Genomic DNA, 22,188 nt, shown 5'->3' with positions numbered 1-22,188 from the left:
ATAGATGGCGGTGACCAGCTCCAGCGTCTTCCTTCATGCCCGTCAATCAGAACAGCAGCTGGTAACCTGGGCCAATTCGCCTCCTGGATAAGACAGAATGGCGATTGACAGATCCATTTGATTTAGTTGATCAGCTCTGTAGGGTTCATGCCGGTGATTTTCTTGAACAGCGTGCTGAAGTAAGGAATGTTTTTGTAGCCCACCCGTTCTGCCACTTCGTAGACCAGCATATTCCGTTCCATTAATAGCTCTCGTGCTTTCTCAATCCGCACCCGGGTCAGGTAATTGTTGAAGGTTTCACCGGTAATATTCTTGAAGATAATGGACAGATGATTCCGCGAGATATATACCTTGTCTGACAGATCGGCCAGCGTAAGCTCTTCCGCATAGTGCTCATGAATATAGCTGGTCATGAAATCAACAACCTGCCTGTGTTTGCTGCTGCCTTTCCATTGCCGGCTGGCGCAGATTGCGGTTATTTTGGCGGACAACCAGCCTGCCAGCTGGTCGGGCACTGCCAGATTACCGATCTCTTTGGCAATCTGGTCATTGGTGAACAGATCATCCAGCACCAGTCCCGATTCATACAGCGAGTAGGTTATGATTCCCCACAATTCGCTGCCAAGCATCTGCACGTAGCCGGCGGAGACCCCTTGCTGTTTCTGCAGCTCGGTGACATATTCGCTTACAAGCTGCTGGGCTTCGGCTTCCTGCGATGCCTTCATCGCAGCGGCCAGCTTATAGGAGAACTTGACCGGAAACAGTGCCCCCCTCTCCTGCCCGCCGCTGCTGCTCTCCCGGTACTGATACACTTCATAAGCCGGATTCATCCGCAAGGCTCCCTGATCCATCGCACGGAAAGCCTCTTCCGTCGATTCGGGGATCTTGATCCACGTTTCCTTCAGTCCTCCGATTCCGATACGTATTACCAGCCTCAGATACGAGCTGATACTGTCGATCAGCCGGGTCCCAAGCTCCTCCAGCCGGTACACGCACTCTTCCCCGGGATGAATAATTAATAATGCCCTATTGCTGTTCAGCTCTGTATATTCCATGTCCGTGAAAAACCTGCGCGCAACCTCACAGGCAATATTGCTGACGGCGAAGCGAAACAGATTCCAGTCGGAGACAGAGAAGGAACTGGCCCGCTCATCGCGGATCAGCTCAATACCGATGGTGGCATGCTTGCGTTCCAGCCAATACTGATAAGAAGGCGGCAGATGGGTATTGTTCCGGTAAGAGGGGTCCAAGGTACCGACTGCTGCGGAACGAACCCATTCTTTCTCGACAAAGGGCTCATACAGCATCATCTTCAGCTCAAGCTCCCCCTGTCTGATCCGCTCCTCCTCCTCCTTGATAAGCTCCTCGGTGATCTTGCCCAGTATCGACTTAAGCGTCGGAAGACTGATCGGCTTGGAGACATAGTCACTTACTTGAAGCCTGAGTGCTTGTCTGGCATGCTCAAAGTCTGAATATCCGCTCAAAATAATAATTTTGCCCTTGAAGCCTTCCTTCCTGAGATGCTCCATCATCTCGAGGCCGCTCATCACCGGCATATAGATATCGGTAATCACAATATCCGGACAGGTTGCACGGATCATCTCCAGACCATCCTCCCCGTTAAGTGCTTCCCCGGCCCATTCTGCATCCAGTTCATCCCATGGGATCGCCCGCTTCATCCCCTGGAGGACCTGTCGCTCATCATCAATAATGGCGATTTTCCACATCGTCTCTGCCTCCTTAAGCTTCCTTGCTATCCTATCCGCCGCAACGTTATCTGCCCTGCCCGGCGTGGGAAGCGCTCCCACTTCTGCCTTCCACTTAGCTCATTCGATTCTCGCTTAGTCGCTGCCCCGGAGCCTCTGTAAGCAAAGGCAGAATCACTTCTACTCTGGTTCCGCCTGCTTCACGTTCCTTCAGCGTAACCCCATAGCCATTGCCGAAATATCCGGCAATTCTCTCCCGCACATTGCGAATGCCATAGCCGCCGGTATGGCGTTTACGCGGCCGCTCTTCATGCTGCTTCAGGCCTGCTCCGTTATCATCAATAATAATCTGCAGCGCCTCCTCTGCTCTGCCTATATAGACAGCAACAACGCCGCTGCTCTGCTTATTGAATCCGTGTACGATTGAATTCTCCACGAACGGCTGCAGGGTAAGCTTCGGGATATACACATCCTGTAGCTCCGGGGCTACCTCGATCTTGTATTCCAGCCCTTCCCCCCAGCGGAGCTGCTGGATTTCGAGATAACACCGGATGTGCAGCAGCTCTTCAGAGATTGTAATGAAGCTCGCCCCGTTGGATAAGCCGATCCGGAACATCTGTCCCATCAGCTCCAGAATCCGGCTGAGCTCTTCCTGCCCGGCATCGATTGCCATCCAGTTTAGCTGATCCAGCATATTATAGAGGAAATGGGGATTGATATTGGCCTGCAGCGCTTCAATCTCAGCTTTCCGCTGCTGCTCATAACGCCGTTCCAGCGAGAGATACAGCTCCTCAATCCGCTCGTTCTGCTTGCGGTAGCCGGAGAATAAATAACCGAATTCATTCTCATAATCCGTAGGCAGCTCCTCTTTGTGGCCGCCGACGGAATACATGCGCATCGCGCTTACAAGCTTCTTGATCGGTTTGGTAAACTGCTTGCTCAGATAGTGCGTCAGCAGCACCACCAGCAGGATCGCTGCGATACCGATCAGACCGATCCACTCTGCCAGCTTCAAACTGCTTGCCGTAATCTGCTTCCATGACGTGAATTCGATCAGCGTCCAGATGGAGTTATCCATTCTGGAATAGACCAGCAGGGTGTTGCCGGAACCTGCTTTGCCCGGAATATGCACATAGCCCGACTTCTTACTCTTGAGATCGATCCACTTAGACCACTCGTTCTGTTCGAGCGTCTCCCCGATCCTCAGAATCTGCTTCCCTTCGCTGTCAGCCATGATGCGGTTTGACCCGGAGGAATTGCCGGTCAGCAGCTGCCGGATTTCCTTGGCTTTAATATGGACGACCAGCACGCCCAGATAGTCATTCTCATACATGATTTTCCGGGCGAAGCTAAGCACCGGGACGTCCCCTTGAAAGCTGGGAATGGTATATTCCCCGGACCAGGCGAAGTCGCTTTTCACCAGACGCTTGGACCATTCCTGCTTATCCAGATCAATAATATTCCGGAACTGGATGTAGCTTTGGCTCTCACTCGGCATAGGTTCATCCATATATAGATCAATACCCTGAATTAAAGGAATGGCATAGGTCAGATTGGCGAGCGCACTCTCAACGCTTACACGCTTGCGGTACCGCTCGAAATCATCCTGCCTGTTCAGCAGAAAGGTCGTCAGCTCATTGTCCCGTGAGGTAGACAGTGAAATCTGCTCAATCATATCCAGCCGCGTTGTAATTTCATTATTCAATTCGTCCAGCAGCCGCTGCTGGTAATGGGAGGTCGTCTGCACGAGGGCTTTGGATGAATTGCTGTAGCTTGTCCAAGCTGTAACTGCGATTACTAGAATGAGCACAATAGCAAAGCTGTGGAAAAACAGGCGGTCGATTCTGAATTTTTTAAAAGGATTGGTCAAGTCCTTACCTTCCTTCACTTCCGGTTCACACGAAAGAAACGGTAAAGCTGCGAATGAGGCTCGGGCGCTTTACCGTTATGTGACGGATGTTTTTTTACATCTTATCCCTTTATCCCTGTTGTCGCAATCCCGTCTACGAAATACTTCTGCAGGAACATGAAGACGAGCGTAGCCGGAAGAATGGATACAAGCGACATAGCAAGCAGTTGACCCCACTCCGCCGCAGATTGGGAATCGTTGATCATGCGCAGCGCGAGGCCGACTGTATACTTATCTACCGTGTTGATGTAGAGGAGATGACCCAGGAAATCATCCCAGTTCCACAGGAAGCAGAAGATGGTCACCGTAACGATCGCCGGGAAGGCCAGCGGCATAACCACTCTCCAGAAGATCCCGAACCAGGAGCAGCCGTCAATTTTGGCCGATTCATCAAGCTCTTTTGGAACACCGCGGATAAACTGAATCAGCAGGAAGACGAAGAAGCTCCCGCCGGCCCCGCCCGCCAGCAGATGGGGAACGATAAACGGCAAATACGTATTGACCCAGCCTAATTGATGGAACAAGGCATACTGCGGGATGATCAGCACCTGTCCCGGCATCATCAGGGTCAGCATCAGAATGGAGAACCAGAAATTCTTCAGCGGAAAATCCAGTCTTGCGAAACCAAAGGCAACCAGAGTGCAGGATAGCAAGGTTGCGATAAGTACAGCAATTTCAAGACCGAAGGTATTGAGATAAAAATCCGTAAAGGTATGTCCGGGAACCGAATTCCAGCCTTTGGTGAAGTTCTCCCATTGCGGGACCGCCGGGAAGATACCCGGTGAACTCAGCTCAGTGCTATCCTTCAGCGAAGCCCCGATCCACCAGACAATCGGATAGACCATGACGAAGCTGAAGAGAATCATGAACAGATGTCGGAGTGCAGGCTTCCAATTCAGAGTTGTCATTTGCGTTTTTTCCCTCCAGTGTCTGTTTCATAGAATACCCAATACTTCGAGGTGTAGGAGATCACAAGCGTTGCAGCCACGATTGCGACCAGCATAATCCACGCCAGTGCCGAAGCGTAACCCAGCTCATAGCGGCTGAATGCCCTTTCATACAAATACATGGCATACACATATGTAGCGTTCATCGGTCCTCCGTTTGTAATCACAAAGGCGGAGGTGAACATCTGGAAGGCACCAATAACGGCCATGATAAGGTTGAAGTAGAGGATCGGCGACAGCATGGGCAGGGTGATGCGGAAGAATTGAACTACCTTGTTAGCCCCGTCGACCGAAGATGCCTCGTACAAGTCGTTCGGAATCTGCTTGAGTCCAGCCAGGAAGATTACCATGGTGGAACCGAATTGCCAGACCGTCAGCAGGATTAATGTGCCCAGCGCTGTATCGGGATTGGTAATCCAGCTTTTCCCCTCGATGCCAAAGACCGCAATCAATTTATTGAAGATCCCGTCTACCCCGAAGATGTTCCGCCAGAGCAGCGAGACCCCGATACTGCCTCCGATAAGTGAGGGGAAATAGATCGCCGTACGGTAAGCACTGATCCCTTTAACGGCCTTGCTGAGGATCATTGCCACGAAAAGAGCTGCCGCAAGCTTCAAGGGCACCGAAGCAAGCACATACATGACGGTAACTTTGGCAGATTGTATAAATTTCGGGTCTGCAGTAAAGATCCGCTCGTAATTGCGGGACCCGATCCATTGCATGGGCTGCATCAACGTGTAGTCGGTAAACGAATAGTACAGCGATAGGAATAACGGATACGCTGTCAGCGCCAGAAACCCGATCAGCCAGGGTGAAATAAACAAATAGCCTGCAAGCGGAGCGTTCCATCGGCTTCGAAAGTATGAGCTTTTTTTCGGCGATGGAGCGGCTTCGGCTATAGTCGTTGTGGAACGGTTCATCTGTGGTCACCTCTTGTGGTCAATTTTTATAGCTTAAGTATATAATTGGTCCACGCTCTGCTAAAGGAGGGGAATGCTCGAATTCTTTTAAAATATAACGATTAATTTATGGAGCAAAGTCTATTTTCTCATTTCAATAAAAAAGCCCGGGACATTGCTGTCCCAGGCTTACGTTCAAAAATAAGAATGTATATGCTTTACGCTATAAATTATCCTTCTATTTCTCGTAGGATTGCGCTGCTTCCTTAAGCTGCTTATATGCTTCTTCCGGCGTGGATTTCCCGAAGCTGAGCTGATCACGGACCAGCACCCAGTCTTTGTCCACGAAGTTCGTCCAGCCTCCGGCTCCGGCCGACCAGGTCTGGCCATCCGGCTCCGTAGCACGAAGAAGACCTAAGCCTACCTTATCCAGATCGCTCATGTTCGCTTCCAGCAGAGCGGCATTGTCCTTGTTGGCCGGGAGACCACGGAAGGTTTTGGTGATTTGGGCGGCTTCCGGATCATTCACAAACCAATTGATGAATTTCTTGGCTTCTTCTGCATGCTTGGAATTCTTGGAAACAGCCATGTACATCGACGGCTTCAGCCATCCTCCGGCTTCTTCTGCACGCGGCATAGTTACAAGTGCGTACGCCCCTGGTTTAATACTGTCCCAAGTACCCAGATTGTTGGAGAAGCTGTAACGGAACAAGACTTTTCCCGCTGCCAGCAGGTCCATTTGCGGATCGTTTTCCTTATCGGATGCATTCACGTCCGCTGGAGGAACCAGGCCTTCTTTACGCAGCTCTTCAAATTTCTTGGTCCATTCCAGGTACGTGGCTTCATCCACGTTGAAATGACCGTCATCCGTGATAACCTGCCCTTTACCTCTTGCGTATTGGTAAGCGGAATACATAAAGTAGTTACCCGCATAGTCCAGGGTGAAATATTGACCGTCCGGCAGCTTGGCTTTGGATTCCTTAGCTAAAGCGAAGAATTCATCCCAGGTCCAGCCGTTCGCCGGATTGGCAATGCCCAGCTTATCCATGGCAGCTTTGTCATATACCATACCGAAGGCTACCGAGCCCAGTGGAACGGCATATTGCTTCCCGTCCAGTTGGCCTCCGGCCAGCAGCTTCACGTCGAATTTGCTTACATCCACCTCAGGAGCCAAATCTGCCAATTGACTGCGTGCCATCCAGTCCGGCATCCAGCCCGGGTCAAGCTGAACAACATCAGGAGCATTGTTGGCCGCAGCTTGGGTGGATAATTTGTCCAGATAACCGTCCATACCTGAATACTCCGGCTCAAACGTTACATTCGGATTGTTCTTCGTATACAAATCCAGCGCCGCCAAGGTAGCTTCGTGACGCGGCTGGGAGCCCCACCACATAATACGAAGCTTGACAGGTTCACTGCTTGGAGCAGTAGTTGCAGCCTCAGTTGCATTTGTGCTGGCAGGTGCCTCAGTAGCAGCTCCTGCATTGTTTGCTCCATTCCCTCCGCCGCCGCAGGCAGCTAGTGTACCTAATATAGCTGTCATGGCCAACATCGAAAGAGAACGCTTCCAATTCAACATCTTTAACCCTCCTGTATAAATCTGTATTGTCTTGCTACATTGCTATAGTAACAATTAGGAATTGAAGTTTATATAAGGGCAATGCACGATTTATTTTAAAATCTCCCGGAAATGCAATCTTTCGGATATAAAAAATGCCCGAGGGCTGTCCCGCTATCATAGATAGCGGGACAGCCCTGAGCGCCCAATCTGCATTCGTCTAATTTATCATACTGGCTGCAATGAGGATGATATCATCCTTGGTTAACTCCGAATTCTCCTGACCAACCGCCACGGAATAGATGATCTGCGCTTCGGGGTCAGACCAAACCAGTTTATACTTATACCCCAAGTCGAGCTCTGTGTTGCTGGAGTCATCGAGATAAATGAGCTGCTTGCCACCTATCTCAACATTCTCCACCTTTGTCTTTTCGCTCCACGGCAGCGGATATGCCGGTCCTGAATTGTCATCAACACGTGAGACACCAATTCTTACCTGAGTCTCCCCCTTCTTATATATCAGCGAGGAATACTGGTAGACAAGGTTCTCCGCCTTCTCTACTCTCCAGATCAGCCGGAAGTTGTCCCCCAGGTCTCTCTCGTTTCCGCCCTCAAGCTGCTTCTCATCTGGGACCTTTAGGAAAGAAGGCTTGATGATTGCCTCGTCCAAGACATACCCTTCCGGCATATACGCCGGTTGCTTCACTAGCGGAATGTTGTGCTTCTCTACGCTGGTCTTGTAAGCTGCATACTCCTTGAACGTGAGCGGTGGAAGGTACATGTTAAGACTCCCCTCTTCCTGCCGGTCTTCACGCGCAATTACATAGGTGGCATACTCTCCGGGAAGCAGCAACTCCTTCATGAGTTCGTGCCCTTTTGAATATTTCTGGCTGTAGAGCTTACTCTCCTGGTAGGCTTCATCCTCTATACCCGGCTGTGCTTGAGGAGTATAGGGCATCAAGGGTTCTTTCGCCTTCTCTATCATGCCGCCTGATGCCGTCACCGGAAGCGGCTTATAGGGCAGCACCTTGTACTGAGCCCCAGCCCCCTGCCGGACTTCACCGGAATACTGGGTATAACCGCCGCCCAGCAACACTACCACAAGGAGTGCCGCCACCCAGCCCTGCACCCGAATCCGCAGGATTCGCTTCCGCTTACGTCCCGTTCCGGCTTCTGTCTCAACCCTGCGCATAATGTTAGGAGCACCTCCGTTTGGCGGAAGCGTCTGCACCGTTGTCTGCTCTTCATCAGCAGGTAAAGTCCCTCCAAGCCCGAGCGCTTTCATTACCGGGTCATGTACATCAACGGAGATATAATTAGCAGACCGGTCTCCGTCCTTCAGAAACCGCTCCTCCGGGGTCAATTCACTCTTGGCCATAATTGTTTCTCCTTTCTCTCAATCGCTTTTTTCAGTTTGTCTCTGGTCCGTTCATATCTTTTGCGTACGGTAGCCGTACTAACACCCAGAATTTCGCCGATTTCTGCAAACGATTTATCTTCATAAATACGCAGAATCAACAAATTCCGGTCTTCCATATCAAGCTTCCCCAGGGCGGCCGAGACCGGCTCGCTGAACAGGCGGTTCTCCACCATTTGTTCGGCGCTGTCCACTGCAACCTCCTGCCGGAGCAGCTTGCGCAGTTGAAGCTGAAATTTCTGCCGCCGCAGCTGGTTCAGACAATGGTGGTAAGCGATCTTGTAGAGCCAGGATACGAAATCCGCCTGCGGCTTGTATTGCCCGATATTCTGGTAGGCCTTAATCAGAACATCCTGCACCGCATCCTCCGCCTCTTCCTTGCTGTTCAGTAGCCGGAAGCAGTAGAGGTATATCCGCTGCTGGTACAGCCTGATCACTTCGGAGTACAGGTGGGCTTCTCCTGCCTGTATTCTCCCAATCTTCTCTTCGATAGAATCCACGTTGGTCTCCTTTCTTCTATTTCTTCTGTTTCTATAGATATAACACTTGAGCAGCCTGAGGCGTGACAATTATTTATGCCGGGCTCCGCAGCAAAAGAGACCAACAGACAGTACTCTGTTGATCTCGTTATGTAAAAACCATGCGATACAACTAGCGGTCCAGCCATAGCGCCACACGGGCGGCTCCCCGGTTCCCGGGGCCTGCGGCCGCCGAAGCTTAGCCCGGAAATGTTGTACGTTTTGTAACTCGGGCTCCTGGCTAGCGGGGGTTTCGGCCGGATTGTTGTACGAAATACAAGAATTTTCCTGACAAGCCGCTTGGAGGAGGAGAAATGCTGCATTTAATACAATAATTGGCGATTATGTCCGGCATTAGGAGGATAAGGTTGTATACTGTGCAGGATTATAAAGGCAACCGGATTCCAGCCGCGCAAAAAAACAGGTTAAACGTGGTTTGAGCATGTGCTGAACAGGGTGGACGTGGGTGGAACGTTAGTTAAACGTATTTTGCAGACGGCTTACAATCGTGAACTCCGCCCCAACAAAAAAACACCTGCCCACGTCAGGAGGCAGATGTTAATTAAAGTACTAGATTCAGCGGATACCTTCCTAGCACCGCACATGCTTGCGTTTAAATCCGACGCGGCCTTTTTCGACCGCCTTTTGTATATTGTCGTAGGCATTAATGAATTTGCCTGCAGGCTTGTCCTTGCCCACCTCTACCGGGCCTACCCTTTTCGCCGTCTCCGTTGCCAGATCATGCAGCGGCGAATAGGATACGGCTACGGTGTACAGGAAGTTGTTCATTGAATATTTGGTACGCTCCGGCGCCTCATGAATACTCTTGCTCACCAGCTCCAGCATACCGGCCAGCTTGCTCTCAGAGAATTCCTTATCCGGGCGGCTTCCCAGCAGCCAGCAGTAACAGCTCCAGCCCGCCGACATTCTCAGGTCCTCGCCGCTCGCGATCCATTTATCGGCAACCTGCTGGGCGATATCCGCCTCCGCCAGAGTTACGGCCACCACGAAATCAGACAGCATGTAGAAATAAGCCCCGTCCATCCACCGGTCATAATCGGCTTCCGTCATCCCGTTAGGGTCGGCAATGATTCCGGCAAAATACATCGCGTCATAATTCCCCGTCGCATATAGCTTTTCAGCCAGCGGCTGATTGATTTTGGTTTTTTTGAAAATCGGCTTCATCGCCCCGGTAGCTACACCAAAAAGCGGTTCCTGCGCGCCATTCGAGCTGTATATTTTCTTGGTTCGTTCCTTGCCGAGCTCTTCCAGCTCCTGCATGACCATTTCTGCGTTCATTATATAACACTCCCTTTATCCGAAGTATTCTCTTCAAAGTGATCCCTTAAGCCTGACCGGCATCACCGGTTACTGAAAGTGTACTGTACTGCCTGTTCTGCCGCAACCTACCGGAGATACACCCGAACCACAATATCCTGGTCGTGATTGCCGAAGCCCGCCCCATACAGCGTCAATCCGCCTACATGTTCTGCCTGCTCGTCCACCGTGAACCGAAGCGTCCAGAACGGCTCATGCAGCTTCACCTCCTGAATGGTCACCTCCGACATCTTCACTCCATCTATAAAAGTACCCGAAGCGTCAATGCGGATCGTCTTGAGCAGCCCGTACTGATTCACATTCCGGTGCCACCATTCCGGCGTATATCTGCCGCGTGCCGCTCTGCCGAAATCCGCCGGACTCGTCCAGGCTCCAAGGAACACACCGTTAAACGTGAAGCCGATATCCGACGGCCATTCGTCTCTTAAGCCAGGCGCTTCCGAAGCCAGCTCCATGGATATTTCAAGGAAGTCCGCCGTCTGGCCGGCGGCCAGATAGTTGGGCATTTTATACTCCACGTATCCTCTGCCAAACCATAGAATCGCAGCATTAACCCGCTCGGGATCCAGAAAATAACGCGGATCATCCCACACCCCAATTTCCATCTCATGTGTACCCAGCCCGCAGGTTGGATGGACTTCAAACGCCGTATAGTGACCCACAGAAATACTCTGCTCGAGCACCTTCGCGTCCTTGCGGACAGACGGCAGCTGGATATCAATGCTTGCTGCTTTGAGGAAGCACAGCTTATGCGTCCCCCCGTTCAGCCGGACCCTGCGGCTTCCGGTCAGCCCGGCGGCTTCGAGCTTCCGGATGTGCAGGGTAACGATGGACGGGCTGAGCGCAAGCTTATCCGCGATATCCTTCACATTCATTTCACACTCGGCAATGAGGCTCATAATTCTCCACCTGACTTCACTGGCCAGCGCCTCGTATAAAGGCATGTACTCCGGTTTCCCGTCCGCTTTTATCATCATGATTTTCTCCTGATCACTGAATTCATATTTCTATTAATTTAACCGATTTAAATCCCGCCGACAAACTTAATCTATTGCTATGAATCTCAAGTTGGTGTTTAATTTCCTTAGAAGTGATCATATTGAATTTATATATATATGAATTTATAGAAGAGGTGTATGTATGAAATACAACAATCCGGTAATCAAAGGCTTCTACCCTGACCCCAGCGTATGCAAAGTGGACGGCATCTATTATATGGTCTGCAGCTCCTTTCAGTATTTCCCTGGAGTGCCCATCTTCGAGAGCACGGACCTGCTTAACTGGAAGCAAATCGGCCATTGCCTGACCCGCGGGAGCCAGATCCAGCTGGGTACGGTGAGCAGCTCCGGCGGCGTGTTCGCCCCTACCATCCGCCACAATAACGGCCGTTTCTACATGGTGACTACCAATGACACGACCCACCAGAACTTCTATGTCTGGACGGACGATATTTACGGCGAATGGTCGGAACCGGTCTATGTCGATCAGGGCGGAATCGATCCGGATTTGTATTTCGAAGACGGCAAGACTTTGTTTATGAGCAACGGGTTGGACGATAACGGCACTCCAGGTGTGATTCAGTGTGAAATTAACATTGAAACGGGCAGCAAGCTATCGCCAAGCCAGTCTATCTGGCAGGGAACGGGCGGACGTTATCTGGAAAGCCCTCATCTCTATAAAATCAACGGGTATTACTACCTGCTCGCAGCCGAAGGCGGAACCGAATACGGACATATGGCGACTTATGCGCGGGGGACTTCCCCTTCCGGCCCGTTCGAAGCCTATGCGGAGAATCCTGTCCTGACCAACCGCAATCTGGGCGGTTACGAGCTGCAGGGTGTCGGGCACAGCGATCTGATCCAGGATGACGCCGGGAACTGGTGGCTCTTGCATCTGGGATTCCGGCAAACCGGACGCTGGCTCACTTACCACCATCTGGGCCGCGAAGTGTTCCTTACTCCGGTGACCTTCGGCGAAGACGGCTGGTTTACAGCCGGGCATAACGGAACGGTTCTCCTGAGCTTCGAGACTGACCGCATTCCGGACACGGTGGTTCAGCAGGAGAAGAAGAGCTATACTTTTGAGAATACCGACTGGAATCTGGACTGGGCTTATCTCCGCCATCCGGCCACAGAGAAGTATCTACTGGGACAAGACAAGCTGACGTTACAAGGCACAGAAGTAACACTGGATGTTCCGGCATCCCCGACCTTTATAGGCCTCCGCCAACGGGATTTCGACGCGGTGATTTCCTGCAACGTAACGCTCACAGGCGGAGAAGCCGGCTTCACACTCTATATGGATGAGAATCATCATTATGATCTGGCAATCCGCCAAGACGGGGCGCAGTACCGGGTGATCGAACGCCTCAATATTGGAGATGTGAAATCCATCCAGCATGTAGTGAATCTGGGCAGTGACAATCAGGCCACGCTGTTGATCAAATCCGGTAAGGAGCGCTACAGCTTCTTCATTAGTAGTAAACACGGTGAAATCCCCCTCGGCACGGCCCAGACCAGATACCTCTCTTCCGAGGTGGCCGGAGGATTTACAGGGGTACTCATCGGACTGTACGCTTGCGGGGAAGATGCTTCGGCGGAGTTCACAGAGTTTAAGTGCGAGTACTTGTAACAAGCAGAAGTAGAGCCTGCGGGTATCCGCGCTCTATCTCTGCACCGCTTTGCGTATATCCGGGATATAAAAAAACAGGGAGCCCCGTTACGGAGCTCCCTTAATGCATTCAGATCAGCGATCCGATAGTTCATCGGATCGCGAATTGCGGATTCTTTACTTCCTGTCTTCCACAGGAATATCCGGCAAGAGGGGCCGGCCTTCCGGATAAGCACATTGATTCAGCTGGTCGCCAATCCATGCTTTGCCGTCTTCGCCCGTTTCTTTTTTCCAGATCGGTACAATCTGTTTAATCCGGTCTATCACATATTCATTTGCCTCGTAAGCAGCCTTACGGTGCGGCGAAGATACAGCGATCACCACAGCGATATCCATAATTTCAAGCTTTCCTACCCGATGTGTCACAGCAACCCTGGTATCCGGCCAGCGTTCACTGACCTCCTGCCCGATGCGTTCCAATTGCGTGAGCGCCATAAGCGGATACGCTTCATATTCAAGATATAATGTCCGCTTACCCTGCGTGAGCTCCCTTACCGTACCTATGAATAAAGTGACAGCTCCTGCTTCTCTCCGCAGAACTTTATCAGACACCGCCTGCGGCTGAATCGGGTTATCTGTAATTTCGAATAATGAACTGCCCAAGTGATCACTCCCTTTCCATATCTGCGTGCAGCAAGTCCTTATACTGCTCAGGTGTATCAATATCTGCAGTGAAATCCTCATGTATACCCGCACCAGCAAGATCGTCCTTGTCTACCCCTAACCAGTGCATCGAATCTAATAATCCGGATAGCCGGTACTGCCGTGTATCCATTCGTTCAATAATATCTGCCAGGATCCGGTGCGGCCGGTATACCCCATGGAGCATCTGATGTCTGCCATTCATCAGGGGAAGAACAGCCTCATAGTTCCCTTCCATGAGCCGGGTAAGCATCCACGAAGCGGCGGGAGCGGAAATCTTAGGGATATCACAGCCCACAACCCAGGCATATTCCGTCTCCACCCCGGCAAAAGCAGCATGAAACCCGCTCATCGGTCCATGCCCCGCACAGATATCCGGAAGATACCGGATACCTCCTTGGGGAGGGTAATCCATGTACGGAGAAGCATCGTTCGTAACAACAATAATTTTAGAGCAGACGGTTCGCAATTCCTTCAGCTGTCTATCCACGAAACGCTCCCCTTGATAGGTCAGGAGCGCTTTATTCTGGCCCTTCATCCGGGAATTCTGTCCGCCTGCCAGTATGATTCCAGTCAGCAAATCAAACACCTCCCGTAAGTATTCCGGCTCCATTGGATTAGAGAAGTGACAAAGCCAGTGAAAGAACTTCTTCATCAATAAGCGCTTGATCCTGCAGAGGCAGTACAGGGATAGTATTCGGGCTGACCGGAGAGGCTGCACGGTGCTCAACCGCGTTTTCCTCCCAGCTCAGCCATAGGCATATATTCGCAGTCTGGTTTCGCAGCAGAATCATCTCGTCTGCATTGCGGATTAATGCGATTTTGGGATAATCCGCAGACTTGAAGCCTTCTGCAACCAGCAGATCAACCTTACCGTACATAGATGCTGCGATGTCTTCCAATGAGGTTTCGGACCTCCGCATGATTCTTGTAGCCTCTGACGAGGTCAGTACAGCTTCAACTGCACCATGCAGCAGATGCTTGCTGCTGTCTGTGCCCGGATCATCCAATTCAAAGTGGTGAGCATCATGTTTGGCCGACCCGACACGCAGCCCACGGGCGGATAAGACGCGGATTATGCGGCAGGCCAGGGTTGTTTTTCCGCTATTCTTATAACCGACAATTTGCAGTACAGGAACCGGTCCCCGTACTGCTGCATGATGAGATTCCATAGTCACGTTGCAGCCTCTCCTTCGTCATAATAACGTTCAGTGATAACCCTGGGGAGCAGTGCATATCTTGTGCTTCAAATCACCCGCGTCCCCCATCAAAAAAAGTATAGTTAAGGAGTCTGGCATCCTCACATGCCATGATAGTTCAGGGTAGGAGGTCATGTTTAGTATGAAGAAATATATTCCTAACCAGCACGGCGCCTGGGCGATGCTCGTTCTGCCCTTTCTGTTCGGGGTAGCCGCATCCCGGGGGCAGCTTATACATATTCCGCTGTTTGTCTGCTGGCTGCTGATCTATTTGTTCAGTTTTCCTTTGCTGCAGGGGGTGAAGACAAGGAAATTCAAGCGTTATGCCCAGCCCTTGAAGCTGTATGGCATTCTGCTGCTCCCTTTAATCATCTATCTGGTGGCAGCTGAGCCTGTGCTGTTATGGTTTGTTCTGCCGCTCGTGCCTTTGTTCGCTGTGAATCTCTATTATGCCAAAACCAAAAATGAACGGGCCCTGCTCAATGACATCTCGGCCATAGTGGCCTTCTGCCTGATCATATATCCGGTCTTCTATGTCGGTCAGGGCGGGAGCTGGCAGACTGCGACCGAGCTGTTCGTGCTGGCCGTGCTGTACTTCACAGGAACCGCATTATATGTCAAAACCGTCATCCGTGAACGGAACAATATCCGCTTCTATTACGGCTCTGTGCTCTATCATCTGCTGGTTGCAGCAGCCGGACTGTTCCTGTTTCCGTCTCTGCTGGTTCCGCTGCTAATCCTGCTCCTGCGGGCGGCCATCCTGCCTAAGACGGGCATCACTGCCAAACGTACCGGAATCATCGAGATCGGCTTCTCCGTTATGTTATATGTGTCTGTGCTTGTGCTGTACTTCTAGTGTATACAATAACCCCAAACGTATAATCAGGAAGCTCTTCTGCCGGTAATCACGGTAGAGGAGCTTCCTGATTGCAGCATAATGCTATTCCACAATCATATCCTGATTGCTCGATCCCGGCGGCACAATGGGGTATACATTGCTCTCCTCGGTAATATCGAACTCCATAACAACAAGCCCCTCCGTATGCAGCGCAAGTTCAATAATCTGCTCTGCTTCAGCAAGCGTGCGTGCCCGGAACCCGTGGGCGCCGAAGGACGCCGCCAAGGCGACAAAATCCGGAGAGCTGATCCGCACCGAGGAATACCGCCGGCCCAGAAACAGCTGCTGCCACTGTCTTACCATCCCCAGATACCCGTTCTTAAAGATAGCCACCTTGACGTTCAGCCCATGATCAACAGCCGTCATAATCTCCTGCATATTCATCTGAAAGCTTCCGTCCCCTGTAATGCAAATCACATGGCGGTCAGGAAAAGCAACAGCGGCGCCAATTGCAGCAGGCAAGCCGTACCCCATGGTGCCCAGTCCGCCGGAGGTCAGGAACGAACGTGCTTCCGAGAACTCGTAATGCGTAGCCGTCCATATCTGATGCTGGCCGACATCTGTGGCTATAATCGCATCGCCCGCTGTAGCCTTTTGAATGCATCCGATAACTTCCTGTGGAGTCATCTTGGCATCCTGGCTCTTGGTTGATTTCACCGGACGCTTCAGCCAGGCCATGATCTGCTGATCCCAGGTGGAATGCTCCGCTGCCTGTACTTGTCCCCGTAATCCGCTAAGGAAATCTGCACAAGAACCGGTGACCGCAAGATCTATAGGAATGTTCTTGTTCAGCTCGGAGGTATCCAGATCTACTTGAATTTTATAGGAACCCGGTGAGAACGCCTTCCGGTTGCCCGTTACCCGGTCACTGAACCGCACACCGAGACATAGCACAACGTCAGCACCCTGGAGTGCACGGTTGGCAGCTACTGTTCCATGCATCCCGACCATGCCCAGATGCAGGGAGTGTCCGGACGGGAAAGCTCCGAGGCCCATCAGCGTGCTGGCTACAGGAAGTCCCAGCTGCTCAGCGAATTCCTTCAGGAGTGCCGGGGTCTCCCCTTGAATACAGCCTCCGCCAATAAGCACAAGCGGCCGCTGCGCACGGTTCAGCCGCTCTGCCGCCAGCTGAAAATCCGCTGGGTCTATGAAATATTCGGTCTGGTACCCCCGGATAACTGGCGGGGAGGGCTGGCCGGAGGAGTCATTGTCTGCAATGAACTCCGCATTCATGACATTCTTCGGCAGATCGATCAGAACCGGACCGGGCCGTCCTGTTGTCGCCACATGGAACGCCTCATGTATAATTCTTGGAAGCTCCTTGATCTCCCTTACGATATAATTGTGTTTCGTAACCGGCATCGTCATTCCGTAAATATCCACTTCCTGAAAGCTGTCCAGACCAATAAGCTCGGTGGATACCTGGCCGGTGAGGACAATTAACGGAACCGAATCCATGAAGGCGGTAGCAATTCCGGTGACGGCATTGGTTGCTCCAGGACCACTGGTAACAAGGGCTACCCCCGGGCGTCCCGTCGCTCTTGCGTATCCGTCCGCAGCATGGACCGCAGCCTGCTCGTGTCTGACCAGCACATGCTGAATCCGGTCACAATCATAGAGCGCGTCGTATATAGGCAATACGGCACCGCCGGGGTAGCCGAACAGGGTCTCAATCTTTTTCTCGATCAGCATCTCAATCAGCAGCTGTGCTCCGTTCATAAGTTCAGTTCGTCTCCCGTCATATACAATGTAGTTTCAGGCTGCATTCCTGCCCGCTCAACCGCTGAATAATGCGTTCTGTGCTTAACCTCCAATATAGGACATGCCGATCTTGGTTCTGTTCCCCGCGGTCTGTTCTGTCCGCTCATCGGAATAGCGGTCAACGCGCTTCTCCCAGACATCTCTAATGGCAGCCAGCAGATGTTGATCATCCGCACCGCTGCGGAGCATTGCCCTGAGATCAAAGCCGTCCGATGCGAACAGGCAGGTATACAGCTTGCCGTCGGAAGACAGCCGGGCCCGCGTGCAGGAGGAGCAGAAGGATTCGGATACGGAAGTGATAAAGCCGATCTGCGCCTGACTGCCTTTGTAGCCATAACGCTGCGCAACCTCGCCGAAATAATGGTGCTCCAGGGCTTCCAGCACAAAAGCACCTTGGAGGCGCTCCAGAATTTCTTTTTTGGTAACGACCTTCTCATAGCTCCAGCCGTTGTCGTTGCCGGCATCCATGAATTCGATGAAGCGCAGCGTTATATTTCTATCCTTGAAGTAGGCCGCCATCGGCACAATCTCCGATTCGTTCACCCCTCTTTGTACCACCATGTTTACTTTGACCTCAAAGCCGGCTGCTACGGCATAATCAATATGTCGTAAAATCGCTCCAGGCTTGTAACCCCGCCCGTTCATTCTGCCGAACAGCTCAGGCTCCAGAGCATCCAGGCTGACATTCAGCCTGCGGAGTCCCGCAGCATAGAGCGGCAATGCCTGCCCGCCCAGCAGTACCCCGTTCGTCGTCAGCCCCATATCTTCGACACCACGGATAGCGCGGATTCCGGCAACAAGCTCGGGCAGGCTCCGCCGCATGAGCGGCTCGCCTCCGGTAAGCCTGATTTTGCTTACGCCAAGGGAGACGAAGAGCTTCGTCAGCCGGAGAATTTCTGCAAAGGTAAGCAGCCCGCTTGCCGGGAGGAAGGCATAATCCTCACCGAACACTTCCTTCGGCATGCAGTAGGAACAGCGGAAATTACACCGGTCCGTTACCGAAATCCGCAAATCATGGATCGGCCGCCGCAGCTGGTCCTGCAATGGATGAGCAGTCATAGGTCTATCTCCCTTCGTGTAAGCTTACAGCACCCATTCGTCCGTACCTTCCTCAACGCCGAGGAGCAGTACATCCACAGGATCCCCTGCAGCATAACCTCTTGTCCCGCCAGGCAGCACAATCAGCGAATTGCCGCGTGCGATGGAAGATACCGCATTCGATTTGTTGAAGCCGGCGGGACGCACCGAGGTCCGGTCATGAACAGCCCGGATAAACCGGGTGAACGGATTGGCCTTCGGGAAATCCTCTGCCAGTACGGCTGTCGTACGCGGCAGATAGACTTTATCTGCCCCCATCATCGTGAGCAGGGCGGGCCTGACAAACAGCTCGAAGCCTGTGAAGCACGCCGACGGATTGCCGGACAATCCGAACAAGCACTTCTCCCCGGCAACCGCGACTGTAGTCACACTGCCCGGACGCATCGCCACCTTGTTGAACAGCACATCGGCCCCGAGGCGCTTGTATATTTCCGGCAAGTAGTCATAGTCGCCGACGGATACGCCGCCTGTGGTGATCAGGCAGTCTGTTTCTGTCATCGCCTGCCGGACCGTCAGCAGGCATTCTTCCAGCTGGTCCGCTGCCGTATCGTACATCCGGTAAGGAATACCCATCCGGGCGAGCTGGGCAGCGATCATCGGCCCGTTGCTGTTGCGGATTCTACCGGGTACGAGCGGAGCCGTCACCTCCAGCAGTTCGCTTCCCGTTGACAATATGCCTACAACCGGCCGCTTGCCGACCCGTACCTCCCCATACCCGAAGGTAGCCAGCAGCGCCACAGTTCCGGGATGAATGAAGCTGCCAGCCGGAACGATCCTTTCGCCTGACCGCATATCTTCACCCTGCAGGGACAGATTCTCCTGCGGCGCAAAGGCTTTGCGGATGGTAAACGTCCGGCCCGCATCCGAGGCCTGTTCGAACATGACTACCGCATCGGCACCCGCCGGCAGCGCGGCTCCCGTCATCAGACGGACAGCTTCAAATGCCCCAAGCGTAACCTGAGATATCTCCCCTGCGCCGATATGATCTACAACCGTGAAGCTGATCCGGCTGTTGCCGGAAGCACCGGCTGAATCTGCCGAAGCAATTGCATACCCGTCATAGGGGGACCGCGTAAAATGCGGAACATCATGGGTTGCCGTCAGCGGCTCCGCCAGAATGCGTCCATAGCTTGCGGCAAGCGGCACTCTTTCTGTACCTGTGCTGCACACTCTTTCGGTTACCCGGAATACAGCCTCCGCCACGGTAACCGGATTTCTGGTCTTTTCCACCTTCATCTGCTCCTAACTTGATGCCGGACCCAGTAGAACCGGCTATGCCGTCCTGTATGGAAAGGGATTGGTTATTTCTGCGTAATATCGCTGAATGTGCCTACATACCGGACATCCTCGCCGGTGTCATCCTTCACAGCGCTGATGTTCAGCCACTGCAGATACTCTTCCCCGTTCTTGCGCCTGTTCCAGATCTCACCCTGCCACATTCCCGTCTCCCTGACCTCCCCCCACATGACGCGGTAGAATTCTTTGGATTGGCGGCCTGACTTGAGAATGCTGGGCTGTCTGCCGAGAACCTCGTCTTCCGTATAGCCGGTGAGCTTCGTGAAGGCCGGATTGACGGTCTTAATCAAACCGGAAACATCGGTAACCAGAATCCCCTGTCCGGTAGAATTGAACACTTCAGAGGTAAGCGCAAGCCGGTCCTGGAAATAGAGCCACACGACCAGCACCAGACTGGCCAGCGCCACCTGGGAGAGCAGCATGAACCCGATGGAATATTGCCCGGTCGCCGAATAAATCACCGACAGCATGATCGGAGGGAAAAATCCGCCCAGGCCGCCCATCATCGATACAATTCCGTTCGCAACACCCGCCTGCTTATTGAAGTACAGCGGGACTAATTTGAAAATGACTCCGTTACCGATTCCTGCACTGAACGCAATCGCAAGGCATCCGGCTGTATATAATCCCATGTCAGGCATAAAGGCCAGGATAATAGCAGCAATGGTATAGATACTGAATGTGCCGGTGAGCAGGAACAACGGCTGGAACTTGTCGGCAAGCCAGCCGCCTACCGGACGGAAGAAGGTCGCAACGGCGATGAAGCCGGCTGTACGCATCCCGGCATCCACCTTTTCCAGCCCGAAATTCGATACCAGAAAGTTAGGCAGATAAATCGTGAAGGCTACAAAGGAGCCAAAGGTAATGAAATAGAACAAGGAGAACAGCCAGAGCTTCTCATTTTTGGATACGCCTTTGATTTGTTCAATAATCGGTGTTTTGAGCTTAGGCTCATGACGGTCCCCCAAGAAGAAGTTCAAGGCGATGAACACCAGCAGCAGAATCAGATACATTTTCACCGCAGGGGCCCAGCCTATTTGTGCCGCCACCATCGGAGCCGAGAAGGTTGTGACCGCCGTGCCGATATTCCCGATTCCGTAGATCCCGTTGACCAGACCATGCTTTTCTTTGGGAAAATATTTCGGCAAAGAGGTCACCCCCACCGAGAATACAGCCCCGCCGATTCCAAGGAACAGGCCTCCGATAATCAAGTGAGTAACCGTGGACGCTTCACTGATGAAGAAGACCGGAAACAACAGCAGGATAAAGCTGGACATAAAAATAATACGTGCTCCCAGAATGTTCGCATAATAGCCCAAAGGAATTCTTAGAATCGAGCCAAGCACTACCGGAATCGCTGTGACCATCGCAAGTCTTCCCGGAGGGATGCTGATGTCCTCGGAAATAAAGGGCATCAGGGAAGAGATGATCACCCACACCATGAATCCGGTAATCAAGTTTAAGGTTTGTAGCGGCAATTGCACTTTTTTAATCATTCGACTCACCTTTTCGCCGTTTATTCTCTTGATTATTCGTATGAATACTTCCTGTACTCATTGTATCCGCCGGTCCCCCGGCTCAGATATAGGGGAGTCCCCTTTCCCTGACAGGGGAAACCCTAAAAAAATAACCCCGCACAGCGGGGCATTGCTCCAGAGCTTATTCACTCCTGCCGCCTCCCCCCGATTTATCCGGATTTCTTGTTGTCTAATTTCCTGTGCACAAAAAAAGCCGCCCCCCATAGGAGCAGCCTGTTCAGAATCACATAATTATTCATTCTTAAATGTGCATTCTCAAGTAATAAGCGTATTCAGCTGTTGGCTTAACCGCTCTTTGTCCTTCGCGCTCAGCTGATGCTCAGCCATCGGAAAGATAACCGTCTCTTCTTTGACAAAGTGTACCGTCAGCACCTCAAAGGCTTCCCCTGCATCCTTCACCGCAGCACGAATATCCTCAAGCGTCATCAGATCAGCATTGCCCTCTGTGTGATGCAGGAAATGTCCTATATACCCGTCAATCTCGCGGTGCTCCTCCTGGATGCCGACCAGCGGCCCTTGTTCAAAACCGATGTAACGGCCCAGCAGCGGAAAAAAATGTGTTTCTTCCTTCACGGTATGCTTCTTCAGCGGGCCCGTAAACTCCAGAACCGCCTTACGCAGCTTATGAAGCTGAGCTCTGGCTTCTTCCGGAGCGGGCTGCGCCCCCTCAAACCAAAGTACGATATCATGCCATTCTTCCATCAGAAAAGATAAATAGCGGTGTTCATTCTCAAGAATGCGCATGGCGGGCACCGTAAACTTGAGCCCTGCATGTTCCGGCATCAAGGCTTACC

19 protein-coding genes are annotated in these 22,188 nt (G+C 52.2%); 2 read left to right on the top strand and 17 right to left on the bottom strand.

Annotated elements, in window-relative coordinates; translation table 11 throughout:
* Positions 1–122: 122 nt before the first annotated feature.
* From R50912_RS07765 to R50912_RS07725, 9 genes are all read right to left on the bottom strand, one after another.
* Complete coding sequence (locus R50912_RS07765) at positions 123–1,727, bottom strand: response regulator transcription factor (protein WP_042233718.1); 1,605 nt, start codon at positions 1,725–1,727, stop codon at positions 123–125.
* Between the two features lie 94 nt (positions 1,728–1,821).
* Positions 1,822–3,576 (bottom strand): sensor histidine kinase, encoded by a 1,755-nt coding sequence (locus tag R50912_RS07760; RefSeq protein ID WP_042233716.1) that lies wholly within the window; start codon positions 3,574–3,576, stop codon positions 1,822–1,824.
* Positions 3,577–3,677: 101 nt separating this feature from the next.
* Positions 3,678–4,523 (bottom strand): carbohydrate ABC transporter permease, encoded by an 846-nt coding sequence (locus R50912_RS07755; RefSeq protein ID WP_042233714.1) that lies wholly within the window; start codon positions 4,521–4,523, stop codon positions 3,678–3,680.
* Entirely contained in the window at positions 4,520–5,482 is a 963-nt protein-coding gene (locus R50912_RS07750; RefSeq protein WP_042233713.1) for a carbohydrate ABC transporter permease, read from the bottom strand. Before R50912_RS07750 ends, R50912_RS07755 begins: the two co-directional genes overlap by 4 nt.
* A 217-nt stretch (positions 5,483–5,699) precedes the next feature.
* Complete coding sequence (locus tag R50912_RS07745; RefSeq protein ID WP_042233711.1) at positions 5,700–7,040, bottom strand: ABC transporter substrate-binding protein; 1,341 nt, start codon at positions 7,038–7,040, stop codon at positions 5,700–5,702.
* A 199-nt stretch (positions 7,041–7,239) separates the two neighbouring features.
* Positions 7,240–8,397 carry a hypothetical protein gene (locus R50912_RS07740; RefSeq protein ID WP_042233707.1) on the bottom strand — a complete coding sequence of 386 codons (1,158 nt, stop codon included), beginning with the start codon at positions 8,395–8,397 and terminating at the stop codon, positions 7,240–7,242.
* Complete coding sequence (locus R50912_RS07735) at positions 8,379–8,936, bottom strand: RNA polymerase sigma factor (RefSeq protein WP_042233705.1); 558 nt, start codon at positions 8,934–8,936, stop codon at positions 8,379–8,381. Before R50912_RS07735 ends, R50912_RS07740 begins: the two co-directional genes overlap by 19 nt.
* Positions 8,937–9,545: 609 nt before the next feature.
* The gene (locus R50912_RS07730; protein ID WP_042233702.1) at positions 9,546–10,253 is read right to left on the bottom strand and encodes a DNA alkylation repair protein; all 708 of its coding nucleotides are present in this window, start codon (positions 10,251–10,253) and stop codon (positions 9,546–9,548) included.
* Positions 10,254–10,360: 107 nt separating this feature from the next.
* Complete coding sequence (locus tag R50912_RS07725) at positions 10,361–11,266, bottom strand: ArsR/SmtB family transcription factor (RefSeq protein ID WP_042233701.1); 906 nt, start codon at positions 11,264–11,266, stop codon at positions 10,361–10,363.
* Between the two features lie 166 nt (positions 11,267–11,432).
* Between R50912_RS07725 and R50912_RS07720 the strand changes: the two genes are divergently transcribed.
* Complete coding sequence (locus R50912_RS07720) at positions 11,433–12,923, top strand: glycoside hydrolase family 43 protein (protein ID WP_042233698.1); 1,491 nt, start codon at positions 11,433–11,435, stop codon at positions 12,921–12,923.
* Between the two features lie 156 nt (positions 12,924–13,079).
* Here R50912_RS07720 and R50912_RS07715 read toward each other — a convergent pair whose 3' ends face one another.
* From R50912_RS07715 to mobB, 3 genes are read right to left on the bottom strand one after another with little or no spacing between them, the layout of a single operon-like run.
* A complete protein-coding gene (locus tag R50912_RS07715) occupies positions 13,080–13,565 on the bottom strand; it encodes a molybdenum cofactor biosynthesis protein MoaE (protein ID WP_042233696.1) in 486 nt (161 codons plus the stop codon).
* A gap of 4 nt (positions 13,566–13,569) precedes the next feature.
* Positions 13,570–14,184: a molybdenum cofactor guanylyltransferase gene (mobA, locus tag R50912_RS07710; protein ID WP_042233694.1), complete on the bottom strand. Its 615-nt coding sequence runs from the start codon at positions 14,182–14,184 to the stop codon at positions 13,570–13,572.
* A 37-nt stretch (positions 14,185–14,221) separates the two neighbouring features.
* Complete coding sequence (gene mobB, locus R50912_RS07705; protein WP_042233691.1) at positions 14,222–14,776, bottom strand: molybdopterin-guanine dinucleotide biosynthesis protein B; 555 nt, start codon at positions 14,774–14,776, stop codon at positions 14,222–14,224.
* 169 nt (positions 14,777–14,945) lie between these two features.
* On the opposite strand from mobB, the gene R50912_RS07700 reads away from it, so the two are divergent.
* Entirely contained in the window at positions 14,946–15,659 is a 714-nt protein-coding gene (locus R50912_RS07700) for a YwiC-like family protein (protein ID WP_042233689.1), read from the top strand.
* An 84-nt stretch (positions 15,660–15,743) separates the two neighbouring features.
* On the opposite strand, the gene ilvB is transcribed toward R50912_RS07700, so the two are convergent.
* The 5 genes from ilvB to R50912_RS07675 form a co-directional block, all read right to left on the bottom strand.
* A complete protein-coding gene (gene ilvB / locus R50912_RS07695; protein WP_042233688.1) occupies positions 15,744–17,420 on the bottom strand; it encodes a biosynthetic-type acetolactate synthase large subunit in 1,677 nt (558 codons plus the stop codon).
* A gap of 84 nt (positions 17,421–17,504) precedes the next feature.
* Positions 17,505–18,521: a GTP 3',8-cyclase MoaA gene (gene moaA, locus R50912_RS07690; protein WP_042233687.1), complete on the bottom strand. Its 1,017-nt coding sequence runs from the start codon at positions 18,519–18,521 to the stop codon at positions 17,505–17,507.
* A 24-nt stretch (positions 18,522–18,545) separates the two neighbouring features.
* Positions 18,546–19,796 carry a molybdopterin molybdotransferase MoeA gene (locus tag R50912_RS07685; RefSeq protein WP_042233686.1) on the bottom strand — a complete coding sequence of 417 codons (1,251 nt, stop codon included), beginning with the start codon at positions 19,794–19,796 and terminating at the stop codon, positions 18,546–18,548.
* 65 nt (positions 19,797–19,861) lie between these two features.
* The gene (locus tag R50912_RS07680) at positions 19,862–21,352 is read right to left on the bottom strand and encodes a nitrate/nitrite transporter (RefSeq protein ID WP_042233685.1); all 1,491 of its coding nucleotides are present in this window, start codon (positions 21,350–21,352) and stop codon (positions 19,862–19,864) included.
* Positions 21,353–21,649: 297 nt separating this feature from the next.
* Positions 21,650–22,177: a hemerythrin domain-containing protein gene (locus R50912_RS07675; RefSeq protein WP_042233684.1), complete on the bottom strand. Its 528-nt coding sequence runs from the start codon at positions 22,175–22,177 to the stop codon at positions 21,650–21,652.
* Positions 22,178–22,188: the final 11 nt, after the last annotated feature.

It is taken from the genome of Paenibacillus sp. FSL R5-0912 (assembly GCF_000758605.1).
GTDB lineage: Bacteria > Bacillota > Bacilli > Paenibacillales > Paenibacillaceae > Paenibacillus_AQ.
The sequence above is the reverse complement of the archived record's forward strand: the minus strand, read 5'-3'. Positions and strand labels throughout refer to the sequence as shown.